A 21,147-nucleotide genomic window follows, 5' to 3' on the forward strand; every position below is an offset into this window, starting at 1 on the left:
GCTGCGTCCGATCACATGGTCCGGCCCCGCTTCGCACGGCTCCCACCGGAGCAACAGCAGGTGATCCTGCACGCCGCCCTCGACGAGTTCTCCGCCCACGGCTTCCACGACGCCTCCCTCAACCGGGTGATCGACGCGGCCGGGATCTCCAAGGGCTCGATGTACTACTACTTCGACAGCAAGGAAGACCTGTACGCCCACGTCGCGCGCGTCGAGTTCGAGCGCTTCTTCACCGACCTCGGACCGCTGGTCGTCCCGCCGGAGACCGATCCGGACACCTTCTGGTCAACGCTGGAGCGCTACTACCTCGACGCGATCACCCGGCTGGGCGGCTCCCCCCAGCTGACCACCCTCATCCGAGGCTGGCTCGCGGCGCTGGGCAACCCCACCCTGCAACAGGCACAGCACGAGCTCGAACGCGCCGTCCTACCCTGGGTCGAGCGGGCCGTCACCACCGGCCAGAGCATCGGCGCGGTCCGCACCGACCTCCCCGCCGACCTCCTGATCGCCGTCCTACTCGGCATGGGCCAGGCGATGGACACCTGGCTCATCGCGCAACAGCCCGGCGAGACGGACCTGCCGCGTCTCGTCAGCATCCTCGTCGGGATGATCCGCCGGACGCTGGAGCCGTGAGCAGCCGCCTCCGCCTGCAACCGGCCACGTAGCGACGACGAGCACGGTCAGGCGCGCAGCCACGTCCACGCATCGGTCAACTCGCCACGTTCGAAGGTCTTGATCTCGCCGGCGATGACCAGGTTGGCCAGCCTGGCGCACCACTTCTCCCAGATGGGTGCCCCGACGATCGCGACCTTCTCGAAGTGCCGACGGTGGCGCAGGTCGAGGCGGGTGTTGAACCAGGCGGCACGCGCGTCCCAGCCCTGGAAGGTCTCCTCGATCAGGAACAACACCCGGATTCGAGCGGTGGTCTCCAACGCCGACTCCAGCCGCGGGACGAGGACGCCCCGGTAGTCGTCCTCGGTGAGCACGCCACGTGCGCGGACAGCGATCACATCGCGTTCACTCCCGGCCATTATCTCGAGCATCGTCACATTCCCTCGCGCCGCACGACAGGCCCGGCGGGCCCGACGTCCAGGCTAGGTCCGTACCCATGTACCGGATTCAAGCGCGAGACGACATCTCGCAGGCCACGCCCTGCGCCCAGTTGCCCGGTGCGTCAGCCGGCAGTGGCGCGGCCGTGTCGATGCCTCCGGCACCGCGCTGGACCGGTGAGACCGTCAACCCCCACGGGATGGCTCGTGGTTCGTCCGGCCCGCGGAGGTCCTCACCCCCGCGGCCGGCGATTCGACCGCTGCTTCAACCGGCTCGAGCAGTTCCGCGGCCCGGCCACCCGCTACGCGAAACGCGCCGCCTACCTCCGCGCCAAGATCATCATCGCCTCGGTCGTGTCCTGGCTGCGCACGGACTTACCGGACACAGCCTAGTTGCCCTGAGCTAACGTTGTCGCAGTGACCTCTGCCAACTCGTCCACTTCGGTGCGGAGGTCGCTCACCGGGCGGCTCGACTCGGGGCCGGTGCTCGCCATCGCGTCCGGCTCGTTCGCGGCCAGCTGCGCGATGAACTTCTGGTTCCCGTTCCTTCCGCTCTACATGCGCGAGCTCGGCGCGACGAGCGACGCGAACGCCCTGTTCTGGGTCAGCATCGCGATGACGGGACAAGGGATCGCGCGGCTGGTCGCGGGGCCGGTCTGGGGCGTGCTGTCGGACCGGCACGGCCGGAAACTCATGTACATCCGGGCCCTGTTCTTCGCGACGGTGACCACGCTGATCATGGTCGCGGCGACCCAGCCCTGGCACATCGCGGTCGCCCTGACCTGCCAGGGCCTGTTCTCCGGATTCATCCCGGCCGCGGTGGCGCTGACCAGCGTGACCGTGCCCGAATCGAAGCTGAGCAAGGGCCTCGGGACCGTCACCGCCGCCCAGTACCTGGGGAACACGGTCGGCCCGTCGATCGGGGCCATCCTGGCCGTCGGGTTCGGGATGTGGGGGGCCATCCTGGCCTCGGCGCTGCTGCCCGCGCTCGGGGCCGCGCTGGTGTGGTTCATCGTCCCCCGCGACAGCATCGCGCCGGCACCGAAGGCCGCGACGGCGGCCCAGGACCAGCAGACGAGCTACCGGAGCCTGATCACGGTCCAGTTCGCCGTCGCGATCCTGATCTGCTTCGTCGTCTACGCCACCGGGTCGATGGTGCGGCTGATGGCGCCGCTCTCGCTGGCCGGCTTCACCGGCGAGGCGGCCACCGGCGCCGTCGGGGTGGCGTTCACCGTCGCCGGGGTGGCCAGCGTCCTGGGTGTGGTCGCGGTCCGACGGTTGTCCAAGCCCGGCTGGTTCAGGTGGCTGATCGCCGGCGGCATGGCGGTGTCGGCGCTCGTGCACGTGCTGCTCGCAGTGTCCCCCGACGTCGCCGCCTACGTGGCGTTCTTCGCGCTGACCTCGCTCCTGCAGGCGGCGTTGCTCCCAGCGAGCAACACGCTGATCGCCACGAGCGTCTCGCGCGACCAGCGCGGCACGGCGTTCGGCATCGCCGCCAGCGCCCAGGCGATCTCGTTCATGGTCGGCCCGGCGGCCGCAGCCGCCTTCGCCGCGGTCTCGCTCACCCTCGGCTACCTCATCCTGGCCGCACTGTTCGTCGTCGTCGCGGTGTTCACCCTGCTGACGCTCCGCGACAACCACACCGAATAGCTGCACGAAACGACTGGCGCGAGCAGCGACGCCATTCGATTGTTGATCGCGATCTGCTCGAGCGGGGCCTCCAGCGCCACCTCGACGATGTTCGCGCCGGTGGCCTCGTCACCGTCCAGCCCGAGGCCTTCGAACAGCAAGCGTTTGGACACCCGCACTGGGCAGGTGTGCTGCATCACCGCTGGGTAGCTAAACGCTCACACCCCGGAATTGGCCACGGCGCTGCTGCTCGCGCGTGCTGTAGGCCACCCTCCGGACGGTGGCGTCGTCCTCGAGACCGGAGCCGACGGCGCCGGCGACCAGACCGAGCACGGAGGCCATCAGGGCGATCCTGAGGAACTCGACCGGCCCGGCCGGGCGGCCCAACGTCGCGGTGACGTGGTCCGGGGGGAGCAACGTCGCGGCCGCGGCGAGGTTGAGCACGACGAGCGTGACGTAGAACAGCAGCACACCGCATACGACGGTGAGGACGGTCCCCGTGTTCGCCAGCCGGACGAGGCGCCGGGCCCGCGGCTGCCGGTCCCACAGGTCGTGCCCCACGACCAGCCACACCACGAAGATGGCGAGCGCACCGGCCGTCGCCGCGACCAGCCGCCATGGCTGCATCGCAACTGCGAGCGCCCACACGTTCGAGTAGATGATGCCGAACACGCTGCCCGTGGCCGCGGCGGCAAGCGCCGTCGAGAGCCCGAGCGTCAGTTGCCACGGCTGGTTCGTGCGGACTATCCCGGCGAGCAGGCGCGCGTGGCCCCGGCCGGGACGCATCACGAGTTCGCCGTCGATGTCGTCGGTGCTGGGTATCGCGCGCTGGGCGTAAGGGCCGGGCACGGGGACGGTCGCGTTGCCGACCAGCTCCGCGACGACGGCGACGACGATGTCCCGGGTACGGGTACGCAGGCGCAGGCCACCGAGGGCCGGCAACGAGACCAGCGCGACGCGGTCGGATGTGCTGATGTCGGCGACCACGACACCCGACCCGGACAGCAGCGGGATGTCGGTCAAGCACACGGCGACGTCCCAGCGTGAGCCCTGCACCCGCCGACGGGCTTTGTCGATCACCCGCTCTGCGTCCGGGGCGACCTCGAACGGCTCCTGCGTGCTGTGCACCGTCCATTCCACAGAACCGTCGACCTCCCGCCCGAGGTGCTCGGGCAGGAGGTCGACGAGGTCGCGAGCAATGGCGGAGGGCAGGCCCGGATCGGCGAGCAGACCGACGATGCACCGGTTCATCCTGCCGGCAGTGGGAGTCGGCCCGTCGTGGTCGGCTCCTCTCCTGGTGGCCTCGTTCATCGCTCTTTCGGTGCTTCCCGATCGGCGAGGTCAGAACCACGCCTTTCGGCCGCCGACCGGCCGGCCGACCCTGCCGAGAATCAAGAAGACGACGCCGACGACCAGCACGATCCCGCCCACCGTATAGAGCAGGCCAATGCCGGTGAGGTAGCCGACGACAAGGAGAATCAGTCCGAGAATTATCATGCAGGTACCCCTTCAGTTCCAGTAATCGGTTGAGTGGTTCGCGGCCGCGTGTCTGTCAGACCGAGAGCAGCCGGTCGAAGAAGCTGCGATAGCGGCGCAGCGCAACTCGAAGGTCCTCGGTGGAGGACTCGTCGGCAGCCAGACCCTGCTCGATGTCGTGGCGCTGGTTGCGGAACAGCTCCTGCAGTTCTTCGAGCAGTTCGCTCACGAGTTGGTCGGCCGCGGCGACGGCCTGCCGGGGCTCGTCGACGAAACCACCCTTCACCTCGTCCCAGCGCGCGCTGTACGCCGCGGACCGCGGTCCGGGGACGAGGGCCTCGCGGGTGCCGCTGTCGGGTTCGTGTCGCCCGCCACTCGGCGTGGCGGTACCGGTTGCGTGGGTGTCGGTTGCGTGCGAATCGGCCGCACTGTTCCTGCGCGCAGCGTCGGTGCGGGTGCGGGCTTCGGCGGGATCGCCGACCCGCTGCCCGGTGCCCGCGCGGCTCTGCTCCGGGTAGCCGGTGGAGGCGCGAGTCGGGTTGAGATCGGCGTGTCGGTCAGAGGTTGTCACGGCGTTCGCTCCTCGCTGGGCCGGTTCGTGTCGGCTCGGTGGCCGGTGTCTCTTCCATTCGTCCCCGGCGCGTTCGTCCTTGGCGCGTTCGTCACGGGCCCCACTCCCTGCCGCGTCGTGCGCGAGCCGAGCAGGGCCTCGATCAGCGAGCGGTATGACGTGAGGGCGCGGCGCTGCTGTTCGGTGCTCACTGCGCCGCCGGACGAGGCATCGCGAACGGCGCGTGCCTCACGGTAATGGCGCACGACGTCGGGATGGTCGACAGAGATGTCCTCGGCCCGCCGGTCGAAGTCGTCCACCGGGTACCCGCGAACGCGCATGATCTCGATGACAAGTCCGTCGGCGTCCTCCAACGCCCGCACCGGAACGTCGACGAAACCACGTTGGACGGAGTTCCAGGACTCCTGGAATCGATCGTGTTCCTCGGGGCGGAGGTCGCGGATCTCCAGAGTGCTGTGCCGACGCTGACGTTCCCTCAGGTCGGTCTCCGCCGCCTTGCGGTCGCCCGTCTCGGAGACGCTTCGCTCGTACTCCGGTCCGAACTGTTCCTCCAGGCGTTCGGAGCGCTTGCGTCGCGCGAAGGGGATGCCGATAGCGAGGCCCGCGACGAGCAGTACCACGACTACTATGATCAGAATGAGAACGGCGGTGTTCACCGCTGTGCCTCCCTACAGGTCATGAACCACTCGTGCGAGTGACCCATGATCGGGGTCTACCCGATCCGTCGAAGGCACCAAACCTCGAGGAAAGTACCGGATTCGAGTTTAGTGTGCAGCTCCTCGGGAATAGTGGGCCTTTTCCCGCCGGTGAGGGCGGCCGGCGAGTTGACGTGCGCAGGCCGTCAGCGGGTATGCCACGGACGAGCACGACGAGGGAGGCGCGATGGCGACCACCGAACGACGCCCGCCTGCGCCTGTTCCAGCGGATCCGGCCGCGGCCGTTCAGCCGGCCGGGGACGGGCGAGCCCGGCCCGACCCACCGGACGACAGCCGAGCGTTCGTCCCCAGAAGCTTGCTGATCGGTGCGGCCCTGGGCTGGCGGCTGCTCGTCGTCGTCGCCGCGCTGGCCGTGATCGGCGTAGTGGTGGCCTACCTGGCGGCGATCGTCGTCCCCGTCGCGATCGCCCTGCTCCTCGCCGCCCTGCTGGCACCAGCCGTCACCTGGCTCACCCGGCACCACGTTCCCCGGGCCCTGGCGACCGCGCTGGTGATGATCGGCGGACTGGCCGGACTCGGCGGCGTGCTCACGTTCGTGATCATCACCTTCATCCGCGGCCTTCCCGATCTGGGTAACCAGCTCTCCTCCAGCATCGACGCCATCGTCAGCTGGCTGACCACGGGCCCGCTGCAGCTCAGCGACCAGCAGCTGCGCAGCGTCCAGGACGAAATGCTGACGACGCTGAGCGCCAACCAATCGTCCATCACCGCCGGGGCGCTCACCACCGCCGCGACGATCGGGGGGATCCTCACCGAGCTACTGCTCGTGGTGTTCACCCTCATCTTCTTCCTGCACGGCGGGCGAGGCATCTGGCAGTTCCTCCTGCACGCGGCGCCGGCCGAAGCCCGCACCCGGGTGGACGTGGCCGGACGGCGCGGCCTGGCCGCACTCGTGAGCTACATCCGGGCGACCGCGGTCGTCGCGGTCGTCGACGCCGTCGCCATCGGGATCGGGCTGGCCGCGCTCCGCGTCCCGCTCGCCGTCCCGCTGGCCGCGCTGGTCTTCCTCGGCGCATTCGTGCCGATCATCGGCGCCGTGGTCACCGGCGGCGTCGCGGTACTCGTCGCACTCGTCGCGCAAGGCCCTGTATCCGCTCTGATCGTGCTGGCCATCATCGTCGGGATCATGCAGCTCGAGGGCCACGTCCTGCAGCCCTTGCTGCTCGGCCGGGCCGTGAAGCTCCACCCCCTCGCCGTGATCCTCGCCATCGCCGCAGGGCTGCTCACCGCCGGCATCGCCGGAGCACTGCTCGCCGTGCCGCTCCTCGCAGTCCTGAACTCCGGGATCCGCTCACTCCTCAGCGACGCCGACCGGGACACCCGGCCCCAGGACGTACACACGAGCGAGCCCGAGGCCACCGGCCCCGACGAACCCGACATGGACCGGCAACCGACGCTCAACCCGGCGTCCGGCGGTTCGCCCTGACATGCACCGCACGTCGGCTCGGCCGGTTCAGGGCGACGGATCCGGAACCAGGCGCAATGCCACCGGGTTCCGAGACGTCCGGTCGCTGGTGGAATTCATGGTCCGGCGGCGGGTCAGGATCTCGTCGAGCGCCTCGATATCTGCCTGATCGGCCGGATCGGTCGGATCGAGACGGAGCAGCACCGCCAGGTCGTCGAACTCGAAAGCGCTGAGATTCTTCACGACCGGCTCGTTCCGGCCGGCGTCCGGCGGCTCCGGGAACGTCGGACGAGGCGATCATGGCGCCGCCACAACCGACCCTTCAGCTTGCCGACCGCGTCGTCGAACACCGCGGGCAGATCCACTCCGACGGCTTCGGCGCGCACGGCCGGGCCCCTGCCACGGCCTGTGATCACGACCCGCTGGGCCGACTTCGCCCGGCGCGGGTTCGGCTCGTGGTTCAGCTCGACGTCATAACGGACGACGTTGCGGTCCAGGTGATCGAGTCTGTCGAGTTTCGCGGTGACCAACGATCGGTAGTGGTCGGGCCGGGCGATGTGGTGGCCTGTGACGACGATTTCGATTGCCGCGTCCATTTCGGCCTTCCTGAGGTTGTCGAGCTCGAGTTCATCCGGCCGATGTGTTCGAACGTCCTCGACAACCTGACCCTACTCCTGTTTCCGCCCGTCGCAGCCGGAGTTCTCCGCCGCCGCCGGCCAGATCGTCGGCGCCGAGGGACAGGTTCCGTCGCTCGGATCTCGGATGATCCGCTCGCCCGCCCGGGGGTCCGAGGCCAACCACCCGAGTGAGACATCGGCCGCGATCTCGCCGATCCAGGGGTGATCCCGCGCGAGATGGGTAGGGGTCGTCCATGCAGCAGAAGCGCCGGATCGAGGACTACGACGAGTCGGGCCTCCGGATCCACGAGCCGGAGGACTGGGCGGCCGGGGTGCCCGGCGTCGCGGTCGCGTTGAAGCGGTCGCTGGAGCGCATGGGCCCGACCCGCACCGCACAGACGCTGCTCCGGCTCAACCAGGCCGAGGGCTTCGACTGCATGAGCTGCGCATGGCCCGATCCCGATCCTGGGCACCGGGCCAGTGCGGAGTTCTGCGAGAACGGCGCCAAGGCCGTGGCCGAGGAGGCCACCACCGTCCGCGCGACGCCGGAGTTCTTCGCCCGCCACAGCATCGCCGACCTCGACGCGCACTCGGAGATGTGGTTGGGCCAGCAGGGCCGGATCACGCACCCGATGGTCCGCTGGCCCGGTGGCACGCACTACGAGCCGATCGCGTGGGACGACGCGTTCGCCCTGGTCGGACACGAGCTGGGTGCCCTCGACAGCCCGGACGAGGCCACCTTCTACACCTCGGGCCGGGCGTCGAACGAGGCCGCGTTCGCCTACCAGCTCTTCGTGCGCGCGTTCGGCACCAACAACCTGCCGGACTGCTCGAACATGTGCCACGAGTCGACGTCGATCGCGCTGCAGGAGTCGATCGGCATCGGCAAGGCCAGCGTGGTGATGAGCGACCTGGAGACCGCCGAGCTGATCGTCATCGCCGGTCAGAACCCCGGCACCAACCACCCGCGGATGCTCACCCACCTGGAGACGGCCAAGCGCAGAGGCGCGAAGATCCTCACGATCAACCCGTTGCGCGAGGCCGGGCTCACCCGGTTCAAGAACCCGCAGCGGCCGCGGGGCGTCATCGGGCGCGGCACGCCGCTGTCGGACCTCCACCTGCCGGTCAAGGTCAACGGCGATCTCGCGCTGTTCCAGGCGATCGGCTCGCTCCTGGTCGAATGGGGCGCGCTCGACCACGACTTCATCGCGCGGCACACCACCGGGTTCGACGCTTGGAAGGAGCACGTCACCGCGATCGACTGGGCCGACGTGGAGGCGTCGACGGGGCTGAGCAGGCACCAGATCACGCGGGCCGCGCAGATGCTGAAGGACTCGGGTGGGACCGTGTTCTCCTGGGCGATGGGGATCACGCAGCACCGCAACGGTGTTGCGACGATCAAGGAGATCACCAACCTCGCGCTCGCCCAGGGCAACATCGGCAGGCCCGGCGCCGGGCTCTTCCCCGTCCGTGGGCACTCCAACGTCCAGGGCGACCGCACGATGGGGATCTGGGAGCGCGTGCCGGACGCCTTCCTGGACTCGCTCCAGCGGGAGTTCGGGTTCGACCCGCCGCGCGAGCACGGCATCGACACCGTCGACTCGGTGCGGGCGATGCGCGACGGTGTGGTGAAGGTCTTCGTCGGGCTGGGTGGCAACTTCGCGCAGGCCGCGCCGGACACCGACGTCACCGCGACGGCGCTGCGCGGCACCCGGTTGACCGTGCAGATCTCCACCAAGATCAACCGAAGCCACCTGGTCTGCGGGGAGACCGCCCTGATCCTGCCGACACTCGGGCGCACCGAGAAGGACGTGCAGGCCACGGGGCCGCAATGGATCTCGGTCGAGGACTCGACGTGCTCGGTGCACTCCTCGCGCGGCCCGCTGCCCCCGGCGAGCCCGCACCTGCGCTCGGAGGTCGCGATCGTGACCGGGATCGCGGAGGCCACGATCGGTCACCGGCACGGCATCGACTGGACGGGGATGCGGGACGACTACCGCCGCATCCGCGAGCACATCTCCCGGGTGGTGCCCGGATGCGAGAGCTACGAGGTCAACGTCCGGCGTCCGGGCGGCTTCCTGCTGCCACACCCGCCGCGGGACTCGCGGACGTTCCCGACGGAGTCCGGGCGCGCGGAGTTCGTCGTCTCCCCGGTCGAGGTCCTGCAGGTGCCCGAGGGCCATCTGCTCCTGCAGACGCTGCGCAGCCACGACCAGTTCAACACCACGATCTACGGGCTGTCGGACCGCTACCGCGGCGTCGAGGGCGGGCGGCGGGTGGTGTTCGTGCATCGCGACGACATCGCCGCGCTGGGCCTCGACGACGGCGAGCACGTCGACATCACGACGTCGTGGGACGACGACGTCGAGCGGTGCGCACGCGAGTTCCGGATCGTCGCCTACGACATCCCCCGCGGAACCGCCGCGGCCTACTACCCGGAGACCAACCCGCTGGTGCCGCTGGACCACACGGCCGAGGGCAGCCACCAGCCGGCGTCCAAGTCGGTGATCGTGGGGCTCACCCGGGCGGCCCCACCGGCAGAGGGCCAGAACGGAACCCAGCGCAGGGTGGGAGCGGACGAGAAGCACAGCCCCCAGCCCGAGCACCTCTCCTGACCTCTGCTCTGCGGAGACCTACTGCGCTCGAGCGGGTGCCGGACCTGCCCCAAGCCGCTACTCCTCGACATTGCCCCAGACCCCGGTGACCACGTCCGCGACGTCCACCGGAGGACCTTGACATGTCGGTACTTCAGATTGGCATCCGGCGAGAGGGACGAAGAGGGCCGGCTGCGCCTCGCGTCCAGGACGCCCAGCCCACTCGAGTCGACCCTGCTGCGTCGTGCTTCTGCACGACGACGTCCATCACGGTGGCGCTGCGATCGGGGGTGGCAGCGCCGTGCACAGGTGCACGGTCGTGCCGGTCGAGCCGAGCTCGAGGTACACCTCGTTCACGAGTAGCCGGATCAGCTCCAGGCCCCGGCCGCGGAAGGTCTCGGTGGCCGGAGCGTCGAGCCAGACGCCCCGGTCGGCGATGGTGATGTGGATCGCCTCGTGAGAGCGGCGAGCTGTCAGCTCGACGGGTCCCGTGCCGATCCCGGTAGTGACGTAGGCATGGTCGACGGTGTTGGCCAGAGCTTCGTATACGACCAGGACGAGGTCGTCGAACAGATCGCCCGCAGCGACGTCCACGGCGAGCCAGCCCGCGAACTCGCGGCGAGCCCAGGTGGCGGAACTCGCAGCGGCGGTTGCGCTGATCTGCAGCGGCGCCCGAGCATCCAGGATCTGATCATGGATCCAGCCCGGTGGTGGATGCGGGACCGGCGGATTCCAGCCCGGCCGGGCACTCGGCTCGCCGAATCCGTCCGGGTTGTCATCCATCGAGTTACCAGGTACCCGGCCTGCACGACCCCAACCCGTTCCCGCCTTCGGGGAGGTCGCTCAGGTGTCGCGGTAGGTCTGGTCGATGCGGATGGCAGCCACGGCGGCAGCGACGCTGCGGATCCGGACGCAGAGCTGCTCGGGCCACAGCATGCTCGCGACGCGGTCCAAATGGGGGCGCATGCCGCTGACGGCGCAGCAGATCCCGCTGCTCTGTGCATCGTGGGCGGTCGCGGCGAGCAGGGCGAATCCCCGGACGCAGCAGAAGCTGACCGCGGCCAGGTCGATCACGAGATCGGCTGGTCGCTGGGCCACCGCCTCCACGAGGGCTGCGCGGACCGTGGGGATGGTGAGCAGGTCGATCTCCCCGGCCAGTCGCAGCACCACGATGTTCCCGGCCGGGCCGGACTCGACGGCCGGTTCGCATTCGAACGGCATCGCGCTGTCGCGGGATCGGAGGTCGACGACGTGAGGTGATGCGAGGTTCTCGGGTTCGTCGCGGATCGGCGGCGTGCGGGCCACGGACACAGCAGGCCCCTTCCGGTTGACAGGACGAAACCGTCACCGGGGGCTGGGGCAACGCCGTCGAGCGTACGCGGCGGATCAGCGACCGCTCAACCCCGCGTCGTGGGTTCAGGCCGATCCGAGGCGGAGGAGGACAGGACGTTCAGATCCAGCCTGCTGTCGACGACGCGGCGAGCCACCTCGGCCAGGCGCCAGCTGTTGCTGCGCGAGTAGCGGCGCAGCCGGTCGAACGCCGCGTCCATCGACAACCCGAGGCTCTGGGCGATGACGCCCTTGGCCTGCTCGATGATGATACGGCTGTTCAGGGCGGACTGAAGTTGTTCGTTGAGGACTTCGCCGCGGCGGATGGCGCGCTCTTGCAGGATGCCGATGGTGGCGACGTCGGCCAGTGCCTGGCCCAGTGCGAGATCGGCCTCGGGCAGCGGGCCAGGGGTGTGGTGGAACAGGTTCAGCGCGCCGATGGACTGGCCGCGCAACCGCAGCGGGATGGCGTGTACCGAGGCGAACGCACCGGCCTGCGCGACGGCCGCGGCGAACCGGGGCCACCGGTCCGCCACCTGTGTCAGATCGGCAATCCGGACCAGGGAGGCGGTCTGGTAGGCCTGCAGGCAGGGGCCCTCATCGGACTGCAGCTGCAGCAGCTCCATGGTCTGGGCGTCCTCGCTCGAGGCGGCGACCGGACGTAGCTGCTGGCGGGCGTCGGCGAGCATGATCCCGGCGGCATCGGCAGCCAGCAGCGAGACGCAGTGCGCCACGAGCTGATCGAGCAGGTCGATCATGTCGTAGTCGTCGACCAAGGTGTCCGCGAGGGCGACGAACGCCGCGCTGACCCGCTGTTCACGGTCGGGTTGGCTCACAACAGGTCCCTCCGGATCGGGTGACGGCATCGGCATCGGTCTAGGTCATCTCCTCGGTGAACACCAGGCGCCGGTCCACGACGTCGCGGGCGACGTCGATGAGTAGCCGCTGGTGCACGAACGCATGCGCTCGCAGGCGGGCAAGAGCGTCGGTGGCACTGATCCCGAGCTGGGCCAGGACCATCCCGGTGGCCTGGTGGATCTCCGCCCGGTGCCCCAGCGCATGGTCCAACCACCCGCCGGCACTGTCACGATGGCCGTTGCTGCCGGGGGCGGCGGGACCGTGCGGCTGGGGGTCGGTGCGCTGCCCGAGCAACATCACCGCCGCGGTGTCGGCGGCGGCGACCGCGTCGCGCCACTGGTCCGCACCGAGCTCCCCCGGGGTGGACCGGTGGAGGTCGAGGACCCCGAGGTTGACCGTGCCCCACTGCAGAGGCAACGCGAACAGCGCACCCACCGGGGTTTGCTGAGCGACTTCGGCGGCGAAGATCGGCCATCGTGCGGTCTCGGTGTCGTGGTGCAGATCCGGCACCAACACCGGGTTCCCCGTGGTCGCGGCCTCCATACACGGGCCCTCGTTGAGTGTGAACTGCAGGTCCTCCAGCAGCTCGGCGGTGGCGTCGGTGGCCCACAACGTCTCGCGGGACACACTGGCGGTCAGCAGCGAGAGCGCCGCCCCGTCGACGTCGAGTCCGTCCACACACGCCTCGCAGATCCGCTGTGCCAGCCCGCGACCGTCGGTGCCGTCCCGGGCAATGGTCAACAACGCACGGGTCACCGCGCCGAGCTCAGTCGCCACGACCGCTACCCGGCAACTGGAGGCGCCACAGCTGCCACGAAAGCCGTTGGCCAGCAAGTTTCGCCATGATCGAACGCCTGTCGGGTCGTGGGTAGCCCGCCGCGGGCTCGACGGGGACCTGGTCGGCACCGGCGATGGGAACACCGTACCCGCCCGAGTCGGATTCGCACGATGGCCGTGTCCCGTGGGTCGGCACCAGTCACAGACCCCGAACGGGCATGACCTCGCGCGCCTTCGACATCACGGCCAAGGACCTCGGCGAGAACTCCCAGCCCGGCCAGGACTTCTACGGCAGAACCACCGCACCTGCATCTGACGACGACACGGGGTCGAGGTTACGGTCCGGTGTGGCCTCTTTCGACCGGATCGTCGTGATCTTCAATCCGCAGAGCACGGGGGAAGCTCCACGCCTGGCCGAGGAGCTGCGAGCGGACCTGGCGGACCGGCTACCGAGCACGGCGGTGAGCCTCAGCCCGACCGAACACGCCGGGCACGCCCGCGAACTCGCCAGAGAGGCGGCCGGGACCGGCCATCCGCTGATCATCTCGGTCAGCGGCGACGGCGGGTACAACGAAGTGGTCGACGGAGCGATGCAGGCGGGCAACAAGAACGCGGCCTGCGCGGTGATGGCTGCGGGCAACGCGAACGACCACCGGCGGACCACGCGCGAGCGCCCACTGGCCGATGCCGTGGTGGCCGGTGAGGTGCGCCGAATCGACCTGCTGCGCCTGACGGTGGGGAACGCACCGGACGCACGGTCACGGTTCGCCCACTCCTACATCGGGATCGGCTTGACCCCGGTTGTCGCGATCGACCTCGAGAAGGGCGGCAAAGGCTCGATCCGGGAAATCGCATCGGTGGTGCGGACCTTCGCCCGCTTCCGCCCGTTCGTGATCGAACTGGAGGACGGAAGTCGACGTCGTTTCGACAGCCTGCTGTTCGCCAACATCATGCACATGGCCAAGCACGCCACCCTCAGCGAGGCCGGACGGCCCGACGACGGGCGGTTCGAGGTGATCACCCTGCCGCACACCACGAAGTGGCAGACCCTGGGGGTGGCGATCAAGGCCGCGACCCAAGGGTTGGGTCCGCAGCCGACCGCCGAACACTACGGATTCACCACGCTCAAGCCGACCCCGCTCCAACTCGACGGGGAAGTGCTCGCGCTCGACGCCGGCACCCGGGTGCAGATCGACATCGCGCCCGGGGCGCTGGTGACCGTCGGCTGATCCGGCCGTTCGTTCTCGGCTTGTCCAGTGTGCAGCGGTCCTCGGTCACATCCGGCGGTACCGCGCCTGGAGCATCGCGAACACGCCGAATTCCGCAAATCCGATTGCCTCTCCGGTGAGCATGAATCTCCCGAACGGCTGCGCCTGAATCTGTTGCAATGCGCCGTCGAGTCCCTGCCCCTGCTGCCGGTCGCCCCAGATGGCCTGGTCATCGGGTGCCGCCTTCGTTGTCGTGGCGTTCGTCCAGGACCTTGTCGGGGACTTGCAGCAGTCGGAAGAGGGTGACCAGCGTGAGCCCCCCGATCATGTTGCCGATAACAGCAAGTACGAACAGTCCCAGCCAGTCGAGGTAGCCGAACGGAGCGCCGACATGCAGGGCCGCGAAGCAGACCAACGAGGCCACGATCGCGTGGTTAACCTGGCCCGCGCCGAGCAGGAACCCCATCACGGTCGCCGGCACGAGCCGCACTCCGTCGGACCGGGTGGAATGTTGAAGATGCGTCATGACCGTGATCAGCATGCCCCCGATCAGCGCCAACGCGAACGCCCGCCAGGTGAAGCCGAGCTCGATGTAGAACGTGGCCGCGTCGATGGCGGTCTGGTGCAGCGCGGGGAATCCGAGCATCACGATCGCGGTGACGGCCCAGCCGCCGGCGAGGTTCGTGACTATCGTCATCACCCACAGCCGGACCAATGAAAGCACCGGCGAACGCTTCCCGACGACGGCGGCGACAGGCACGAGGAAGTCCTCGGTGAACAGCTCGCTGCGGGCCAAGGTCAGCGCGATGAACCCGATCGAGAAGGCCAGCCCGCCGAGTAGCTTGCTGCCGGTCTCGTGCTCGACGAGCAACAACGCGAGCACGCCGATCCCGACGTCGAGGCCGCCGAGGAAACCGGTCGACAACAGCCCCGACCACGACCGGCCCAACCGCTGTTCGCCCTCGTCCACCAGCCGGTCGAAGGTTCGCTCCGAGTCCTGCTGCGCCACATCCGGATCAGCCGCATCATCGCCCTTCATGGACCGAAGCCACCGGGCTCAGCGCCCACGTCCGCGCGTGCTGGACGTACCCGGGGCCGACGGGTGGATGCCGCGCCGGCCCCGGAGCTCGGAGGAGCGGGTCCGACCGCGCCTGGACCACGGTGCAGAACTGGCCGCGGCCGACGTCCGCGCGCTCGGACGCCGAGAACGCGCCCCGCATGCCACCGGGCTCGGGCCGGACCGCGTTCGCGTTGGACGACCACGCCGCTGTCCCAGTTGCCGCTTGTCGGGGCCGCGAATCCGCGGATGCCTGCCACGTGCGTCACCCACCCCGTCCTGGGATTCTCCGAAGGGGCCGCCGGGGTCCGGAGCGACCGTGAACCATCAGGGTCGCAGCCAGGACGGCCGACGTCCAACGCGGCAAGGGGGCACCGGCAACCTGCCGAGGGCAGCTGGCGACGTGCAGGGATTCAACATCCACGCCTGCATACCGGAACCCTCAGTAACGGCTGTGCCTGCCGCGCTGCAACCGGGGGATCACGGCGTGCGGCACCGGGGCCACAGCGGATCACGGGGACACGGGCGGAGCCCGGATCGTCGCGTGTGGCGACGCGGCCGCGCACGGCAGGGGCCCGCCTCCAGACGGAGGCGGGCCCCTGAGCCGAGTGGCGGGTCAGACGACGCGGACCCCGGTGGCCTGCGGGCCCTTCGCGCCCTGGCCGATCGTGAACTCCACGCGCTGCCCCTCGTCGAGGCTGCGGAAGCCGCCTGCGTCGATCTCGGAGTAGTGCACGAAGACGTCAGCGCCTCCGCCCTCCTGGCTGATGAAGCCGAAGCCCTTCTCGCCGTTGAACCACTTCACGGTTCCCTGTGCCATGGATCTGCTCCTCGCAGGTCTGGTGGTACCCGCATCGTGCGGGGACCGGCCGGCCACGATGGCCGCGGCGACGTCCTGATGACGCCGGCGCGATGATCACCGACTGTTCCTGCGGGCGTGCGAAACACGATCACGAAACTGAACGACCTGACACCTACAACTCCCGACCGCCTCGATCTGTTCCCGAGCTGCCAGTGATGTCATCCGACGTGCGGGGCGCGTCGGATTTCGCAATCTCGTGACGTCGCCCGTTCGAGCTGGCGTCGCAGGCCACCGAGAACCACGTTCAGGCCCTCCTCGAGCTCCTGGAGCCCGTCGTACGCCACCAGCTCGGCGGCGAGGGAACGGAGGCGGGGGAACTCCTTGGCCGGCAACCGGTGCAGGCCGAGCCGGAGCAGGTCATCCGTCTCCTCCGGGTCGTACACCCGCTCCTGCAGCTCGTTGAGCACATGTCCCTGGAGGAAGCCCATGTAGAAGCGGTATGCGTGCAGCGCGCCACTTTCGTCGAACCCGGCACCGACGAGCAACTCGAGCAGAGCCTCCAGCGGGCGCAGGGTCCCGAGCGGGCGCAGCGCCAGCGGCGTGGCCAGGGGCCGGGTCACCAGCAAGGGGACCACGTGCGGGTGCACGAGAGCGATCTTCCGGTACTCGTGCGCCGTGCGATGCAGCACCTGCTCCCAGTTCCCTGACTCCCCCGCCGGGACCAGGAGCTCGCCGAGCACGAGCTCCACGACGCCGTCGAGGAGCTCCTCCTTGCTCCCGGCGAACCGGTACAGGCGCATCGGGTCACGCCCCACCGCCTTGCCCATTCGGCGCATCGACAGCGCCTCGACCCCGTCCGCGTCGATGAGCCGCAACGCAGTGGCAAGCACATCCTCGCGGCGCAGGACCGATCGGCGGCGGACCGCTGCGTCGGCGTCGCTCGTCATCCAATCCCCGCTCACGTTGAGAACTCAGACGCTACAGCGTAGCGTCTACACCGTAGCGCTACGGCGCGCAGCCGTGTCGCATTCTGCCTGTTGGAGGGGCCGAGCCGTCCTCGAGCCGCCGGGGTCCACGTTCCCTGACTGCCCGCCACTCGTCATCGAGCCCGAGGAGAACACGCGCGCGTGACGACCCCGACCAGCCCGGAACGCCGCCGGAGCAGCGGCGGCCCGAAGCCCGTGCTCGACGGGCAACGCAGCGTGCGACGCAGACAGATCGACATGTCCGCCCACGACCCGGCAGCACCGGCGGCCGACCGATGACCGGTGAGGAGCTCGTCGAGGCGTTCGCCTCGCTCGACCGCGCACGACTCACCAGGGCGAGCGAACCCGAGCGCGAGCGGCAACTCGCCGCCCGGCAAGTCCTGCTCGACTACGTCGACGCACTCTGGCAAGACGTGGACCGATCCGGCGAACGCCCTGACATCGGCGCGAAGTACCAGGCGCTCGCCACCATGCGCGCACTCACCCGGTCGCTGTCCTCGGTCGCGTTCGACGCCGCCTACAACCGCTGGTCGCCGTGAGCCGAACGGGAAACGCGACGCGGACCACCGACGACGGCGGCCCGCACGATGCCGACGAACACCGCGCAGCATCCGTCGACCCCGTCCGCGCCTACCTGCAACTCATCGGCAGAACCGCACTGCTGTCCGCCGTCGAGGAGATCGAGCTCGCCCAACGCATCGAGGTCGGCCTCTTCGCCGCGGAACGACTCAGCCGACCCGACAAGGACTTCCCAGCCACCGCTGCGACCACCCGGGACCTGCACTGGCTCGCCCGCGACGGCGTGCGGGCAAAAGCCCACCTGATCGAAGCCAACCTGCGGCTCGTCACGTCCGTGGCCAGGCGCTACTCCGGCCGCGGCATGCCCTTCCTCGACCTCGTCCAGGAAGGCAACATCGGCCTCATCCGTGCGGTCGAGAAGTTCGACTACACCAAGGGCTACAAGTTCTCCACCTACGCCACCTGGTGGATCCGACAGGCGATCAGCCGCAGCATGGCCGACCAAGCCCGCATCATCCGCATCCCCGTGCACGTGGGCGAGCTCCTCAGCCGGCTGTATCTCCGGCGGCGCGATCTGCTCGTGCAGCTCGGACGCGACCCCACGGTCGACGAGCTGGCCGCAGACATGTCGATCAGCACGGAAAAGGTCCGCGAGATCCAGCAGTACACCCGCGAACCGATCTCCCTCGACCTCACCCTCGGCCCCGAGAACGACGCCAGCCTCGGCGATCTCATCCAGGACGCCGGCGCGGTCGCCGCCGACGAGGCCGCGGCCGCAGCCATCCTCCGCAACGACATCCGCGCGGTACTGGCCACCCTGACCGCACGGGAGGCCGACATCCTGCGCATGCGGTTCGGGTTCACCGGCGGCCGGCCACACACCCTGAACGAGATCAGCCGCGTCCACGGGGTCACCCGCGAACGGATCCGGCAGATCGAAGCCAGGACCATGACCAAACTCCGACACCCCTCCCGAACAGGAAGCCTCCGCGAATACCTCAGCTGACCGGCGATGACGCCGGCGATCATTCGAGATGGCCTCGCGGTCCGGTTCTCGGCTGCTCGCCGAGCCCAGCCGTCCGCACCGATTCCCATCCGACGACGTTCGACCCGCCGGCGCCACGCCGTCCCGACGGCGTGGCACGCCGCGGCGCCCAACACTTCCCGTCGACGTCAGGAGTACTCGTGCCCACGACCCTCCCCCGCTCCCCCGTACCGGCACCCCGCCCGCCCGCCGACGCGCCGCGACCCGCGACGATCGGGATCCTCAGCACCTATCCGCCGACGCAGTGCGGGTTGGCGACGTTCAGCGCCGCCCTCGCCGAGCAGCTGAACCGCCGGCCCGGTACCGCCGGCGTCGTCCGGATCGTCGACCGGGACGAGTCGCACCCCGGGGCCGAGGTGACGGCGCACGTGGTGAACGGATCCCCGAGCAGCGCCCTCGCCGCGGTGCAGCGGCTCAACGGGTTCGAGGCCGTCGTGGTCCAGCACGAGTACGGGATCTACGGTGGCGTCGACGGCTGCGATGTGGTCGACATCGTGGCGGGCCTGACGGTGCCGACGATCATCGTCCTGCACACCGTGCTCCAGGAGCCCACCTCGCGCCAGCGCCGCATCCTGCGTTGGCTCGTCGAGTCGGCCGACGTCGTCGTGACCATGACCGAGACCGCACGGGAGCGACTGGTGGCGAGCTACGGCGCCGACCCCGACTCGGTCGTCGTGATCCCGCACGGTGCCATCGACCACGGCCCGGTCGATACCGAGGCCGCCCGGGCGGAACGGCTCGCGGCCGATCGGCCCCTCGTCCTCACCTGGGGACTGCTGGGGCCGGGGAAGGGCATCGAGTGGGCGATCGACTCGATGCCTGGCCTGGAGGACCTCCGGCCGCGGTACCTGGTCATCGGCAGGACGCATCCCAAGGTGGTCGAGCGTGACGGCGAGGAGTACCGCCAGAGCCTGGTGTTGCGTGCGCACACCCGGGGCGTGGCCGACGTCGTCGAGCTCGACGACCGGTACCTCGAGGTCGGCGAGCTCGCCGATCTCGTGCAGCGGGCCGATGTCGTCCTGCTGCCGTACGACTCCCACGAGCAGGTGACCTCCGGGGTGCTCATCGAAGCGGTGGCCGCGGGCCGCCCCGTCGTGTCCACCAGGTTCCCGCACGCCGTCGAGTTGTTGGGCGACGGGACCGGGCTCGTGGTGTCGCAGCGCGACCCCGTCGCGTTGGAGGCGGCGCTGCGCCGCGCGCTCCAGGAGCCGGGACTCGCCGACGAGATGGCAGAGCGCGCCGCCCGGAAGGCCCCGGACCTGCTGTGGGGCGCTGTCGCCGCCCGTTACCGGCAGATCGCGGAATCCCTCGTCGCCGCACCGGTGCCCACCTCATGAGCGAGCTCACCATTCAACGCAGCAGCGCCGCGAACGCGGCCGACGAGCGCCAGCGAGGAGGGCTCGTGAGCGAGCTTGCGAGCTCACCATTCAACGCAGCAGCGCCGCGAACGCGGCCGACGAGCGCCAGCGAGGAGGGCTCGTGAGCACGTCGATCGGTGCGGCCGCCCGGTACAGCCACATCCCGTCCCCGCCCTTCACGCACCTGAGGCGGCTCACCGACGCCGGTGGTCTCTACGAGCACGCCGACCACACCACGCCGCGGCGTGAGCACGGCTACTGCGTCGACGACGTGGCGCGGGCGCTGGTGGTCGTGTGCCGCGAGAGCGGGCCCGAGCACGACGACCTCCGGGAGCACTACCTGGCCTTCGTGCTCGCCGCCCAGGACGACGACGGCAGGTTCCGCAACCGCCGGGGCACCGATCTGCGTTTCCGGGGCGCACCTTGTGTCGAGGACTGCTGGGGCCGAGCGCTCTGGGGGCTCGGCACGGCGGCCGGGGACCCGCGCGCGCTCGCGGCGTTCGACCGAGGTGCGCGGTGGCGTTCGCCGTCGCCGCGCACGATGGCGTTCGCGGCGCTCGGCGCCGCGGAGGTGCTCGCCTTCCGGCCGGGGCACGTCGGGGCGCTGGATCTGCTCGCCGCCGCCGCCGGCACGATCGGGAGGCCGGTCCGGAGGGCGGAGTGGCCATGGCCGGAACCACGCCTGGCCTATGCCAACGCTGCGCTGCCCGAGGCGCTGTTGGTGGCGGGTGCCGCGCTGGACGTGTCCGCGATGACCACCGACGGCCTGTTGCTGCTCGCCTGGCTGATCGACGTGCAGACCCGCCACGGGCACCTCTCGCTGGTTCCCGCGGCCGGTCGGGGGCCGTCCGACCGCGGGCCGGGTTACGACCAGCAGCCGATCGAGGCGGCCGCGCTCGCCGATGCGTGCGCGCGGGCGTACCGCCTCACCGGAGAGATCCGCTGGCTCGATGGGATCTCCCGTGCCGCCGACTGGTTCCTCGGCGCCAACGACACCGCAAGACCCTTGTACGACCCCGTGAGCGGGGGCGGCTGCGACGGACTCGAGCGCCACGGGCGCAACGAGAACCAGGGCGCGGAGTCCACGCTGGCGCTGGTGTCGACGCTGCAGCACGCTCGCGCGCTCCTCACATCGGACGGTGTCGCATGAG

24 protein-coding genes and 1 pseudogene are annotated in these 21,147 nt (G+C 69.9%); 10 read left to right on the forward strand and 15 right to left on the reverse strand.

All coding sequences use genetic code 11. The features are described from left to right. Positions 1-15 precede the first annotated feature (15 nt). Positions 16-633: a TetR/AcrR family transcriptional regulator gene (locus tag ACU436_RS39100; protein ID WP_459032183.1), complete on the forward strand. Its 618-nt coding sequence runs from the start codon at positions 16-18 to the stop codon at positions 631-633. A gap of 47 nt (positions 634-680) precedes the next feature. On the opposite strand, the gene ACU436_RS39105 is transcribed toward ACU436_RS39100, so the two are convergent. After that, positions 681-1,010 carry a SpoIIAA family protein gene (locus tag ACU436_RS39105; RefSeq protein WP_459032184.1) on the reverse strand — a complete coding sequence of 110 codons (330 nt, stop codon included), beginning with the start codon at positions 1,008-1,010 and terminating at the stop codon, positions 681-683. Between the two features lie 456 nt (positions 1,011-1,466). On the opposite strand from ACU436_RS39105, the gene ACU436_RS39110 reads away from it, so the two are divergent. Next, positions 1,467-2,699: an MFS transporter gene (locus tag ACU436_RS39110; protein ID WP_459032185.1), complete on the forward strand. Its 1,233-nt coding sequence runs from the start codon at positions 1,467-1,469 to the stop codon at positions 2,697-2,699. Between the two features lie 189 nt (positions 2,700-2,888). Here the strand turns inward: ACU436_RS39110 and ACU436_RS39115 are convergent, their stop codons facing one another. The 4 genes from ACU436_RS39115 to ACU436_RS39130 form a co-directional block, all read right to left on the reverse strand. Then, the gene (locus ACU436_RS39115; protein ID WP_459032186.1) at positions 2,889-3,929 is read right to left on the reverse strand and encodes a hypothetical protein; all 1,041 of its coding nucleotides are present in this window, start codon (positions 3,927-3,929) and stop codon (positions 2,889-2,891) included. A gap of 90 nt (positions 3,930-4,019) precedes the next feature. Next, a complete protein-coding gene (locus ACU436_RS39120) occupies positions 4,020-4,175 on the reverse strand; it encodes a hypothetical protein (protein WP_459032187.1) in 156 nt (51 codons plus the stop codon). Positions 4,176-4,230: 55 nt separating this feature from the next. After that, a complete protein-coding gene (locus tag ACU436_RS39125; RefSeq protein WP_459032188.1) occupies positions 4,231-4,725 on the reverse strand; it encodes a hypothetical protein in 495 nt (164 codons plus the stop codon). Then, positions 4,722-5,381: a hypothetical protein gene (locus ACU436_RS39130; RefSeq protein ID WP_459032189.1), complete on the reverse strand. Its 660-nt coding sequence runs from the start codon at positions 5,379-5,381 to the stop codon at positions 4,722-4,724. The genes ACU436_RS39125 and ACU436_RS39130 overlap by 4 nt, the downstream gene beginning before the upstream one ends. Before the next feature lie 361 nt (positions 5,382-5,742). On the opposite strand from ACU436_RS39130, the gene ACU436_RS39135 reads away from it, so the two are divergent. Beyond that, on the forward strand, positions 5,743-6,867 hold the full coding sequence (locus ACU436_RS39135; protein WP_459032285.1) for an AI-2E family transporter: 1,125 nt from the start codon (positions 5,743-5,745) through the stop codon (positions 6,865-6,867). Between the two features lie 27 nt (positions 6,868-6,894). Here the strand turns inward: ACU436_RS39135 and ACU436_RS39140 are convergent, their stop codons facing one another. Together ACU436_RS39140 and hpf are read right to left on the reverse strand one after the other, a co-directional pair. Beyond that, positions 6,895-7,089 (reverse strand): hypothetical protein, encoded by a 195-nt coding sequence (locus tag ACU436_RS39140; RefSeq protein WP_459032190.1) that lies wholly within the window; start codon positions 7,087-7,089, stop codon positions 6,895-6,897. Beyond that, complete coding sequence (gene hpf / locus ACU436_RS39145) at positions 7,086-7,442, reverse strand: ribosome hibernation-promoting factor, HPF/YfiA family (RefSeq protein WP_459032191.1); 357 nt, start codon at positions 7,440-7,442, stop codon at positions 7,086-7,088. Before hpf ends, ACU436_RS39140 begins: the two co-directional genes overlap by 4 nt. Before the next feature lie 275 nt (positions 7,443-7,717). On the opposite strand from hpf, the gene ACU436_RS39150 reads away from it, so the two are divergent. Then, a complete protein-coding gene (locus ACU436_RS39150) occupies positions 7,718-10,078 on the forward strand; it encodes an FdhF/YdeP family oxidoreductase (RefSeq protein WP_459032192.1) in 2,361 nt (786 codons plus the stop codon). Between the two features lie 246 nt (positions 10,079-10,324). Here the strand turns inward: ACU436_RS39150 and ACU436_RS39155 are convergent, their stop codons facing one another. The 4 genes from ACU436_RS39155 to ACU436_RS39170 all read right to left on the reverse strand — a co-directional run bounded on the left by ACU436_RS39155 (position 10,325) and on the right by ACU436_RS39170 (position 13,021). Beyond that, positions 10,325-10,840, reverse strand: a complete 516-nt coding sequence (locus ACU436_RS39155) for an ATP-binding protein (protein WP_459032193.1) — start codon at positions 10,838-10,840, stop codon at positions 10,325-10,327. Positions 10,841-10,900: 60 nt separating this feature from the next. Continuing rightward, complete coding sequence (locus tag ACU436_RS39160; protein ID WP_459032194.1) at positions 10,901-11,368, reverse strand: STAS domain-containing protein; 468 nt, start codon at positions 11,366-11,368, stop codon at positions 10,901-10,903. Positions 11,369-11,454: 86 nt separating this feature from the next. Beyond that, positions 11,455-12,222 carry an ANTAR domain-containing protein gene (locus tag ACU436_RS39165; protein WP_459032195.1) on the reverse strand — a complete coding sequence of 256 codons (768 nt, stop codon included), beginning with the start codon at positions 12,220-12,222 and terminating at the stop codon, positions 11,455-11,457. Between the two features lie 40 nt (positions 12,223-12,262). After that, positions 12,263-13,021 carry a GAF and ANTAR domain-containing protein gene (locus ACU436_RS39170; protein WP_459032196.1) on the reverse strand — a complete coding sequence of 253 codons (759 nt, stop codon included), beginning with the start codon at positions 13,019-13,021 and terminating at the stop codon, positions 12,263-12,265. A 218-nt stretch (positions 13,022-13,239) separates the two neighbouring features. Between ACU436_RS39170 and ACU436_RS39175 the strand changes: the two genes are divergently transcribed. After that, on the forward strand, positions 13,240-14,250 hold the full coding sequence (locus ACU436_RS39175; RefSeq protein ID WP_459032197.1) for a diacylglycerol/lipid kinase family protein: 1,011 nt from the start codon (positions 13,240-13,242) through the stop codon (positions 14,248-14,250). Between the two features lie 45 nt (positions 14,251-14,295). Here ACU436_RS39175 and ACU436_RS39180 read toward each other — a convergent pair whose 3' ends face one another. The 4 genes from ACU436_RS39180 to ACU436_RS39195 all read right to left on the reverse strand — a co-directional run bounded on the left by ACU436_RS39180 (position 14,296) and on the right by ACU436_RS39195 (position 17,035). Then, positions 14,296-14,451 (reverse strand): DUF1206 domain-containing protein, encoded by a 156-nt coding sequence (locus tag ACU436_RS39180; protein WP_459032286.1) that lies wholly within the window; start codon positions 14,449-14,451, stop codon positions 14,296-14,298. Between the two features lie 7 nt (positions 14,452-14,458). Next, positions 14,459-15,268: a formate/nitrite transporter family protein gene (locus ACU436_RS39185; protein ID WP_459032198.1), complete on the reverse strand. Its 810-nt coding sequence runs from the start codon at positions 15,266-15,268 to the stop codon at positions 14,459-14,461. 634 nt (positions 15,269-15,902) lie between these two features. Further along, a complete protein-coding gene (locus ACU436_RS39190) occupies positions 15,903-16,106 on the reverse strand; it encodes a cold-shock protein (protein ID WP_459032199.1) in 204 nt (67 codons plus the stop codon). 200 nt (positions 16,107-16,306) lie between these two features. Continuing rightward, positions 16,307-17,035, reverse strand: coding sequence for a TetR/AcrR family transcriptional regulator (locus tag ACU436_RS39195; RefSeq protein WP_459032200.1), 729 nt, complete (start codon positions 17,033-17,035; stop codon positions 16,307-16,309). A gap of 180 nt (positions 17,036-17,215) precedes the next feature. Here ACU436_RS39195 and ACU436_RS39200 point away from each other — a divergent pair, with 180 nt between their 5' ends. The 5 genes and pseudogenes from ACU436_RS39200 (at position 17,216) to ACU436_RS39220 (ending at position 21,146) form a co-directional block, all read left to right on the forward strand. Then, a complete protein-coding gene (locus tag ACU436_RS39200; RefSeq protein ID WP_459032201.1) occupies positions 17,216-17,353 on the forward strand; it encodes a hypothetical protein in 138 nt (45 codons plus the stop codon). Next, positions 17,350-17,613, forward strand: coding sequence for a hypothetical protein (locus tag ACU436_RS39205; protein WP_459032203.1), 264 nt, complete (start codon positions 17,350-17,352; stop codon positions 17,611-17,613). The genes ACU436_RS39200 and ACU436_RS39205 overlap by 4 nt, the downstream gene beginning before the upstream one ends. Before the next feature lie 53 nt (positions 17,614-17,666). Next, positions 17,667-18,599: pseudogene (locus ACU436_RS39210) on the forward strand (RNA polymerase sigma factor); the annotation flags it as partial. Between the two features lie 179 nt (positions 18,600-18,778). Further along, positions 18,779-19,975 (forward strand): glycosyltransferase, encoded by a 1,197-nt coding sequence (locus tag ACU436_RS39215; RefSeq protein ID WP_459032204.1) that lies wholly within the window; start codon positions 18,779-18,781, stop codon positions 19,973-19,975. A gap of 142 nt (positions 19,976-20,117) precedes the next feature. Next, positions 20,118-21,146, forward strand: a complete 1,029-nt coding sequence (locus ACU436_RS39220; RefSeq protein WP_459032205.1) for a hypothetical protein — start codon at positions 20,118-20,120, stop codon at positions 21,144-21,146. Position 21,147: the final 1 nt, after the last annotated feature.

The sequence above is a fragment of the Pseudonocardia wallangbongensis genome, assembly GCF_054486945.1.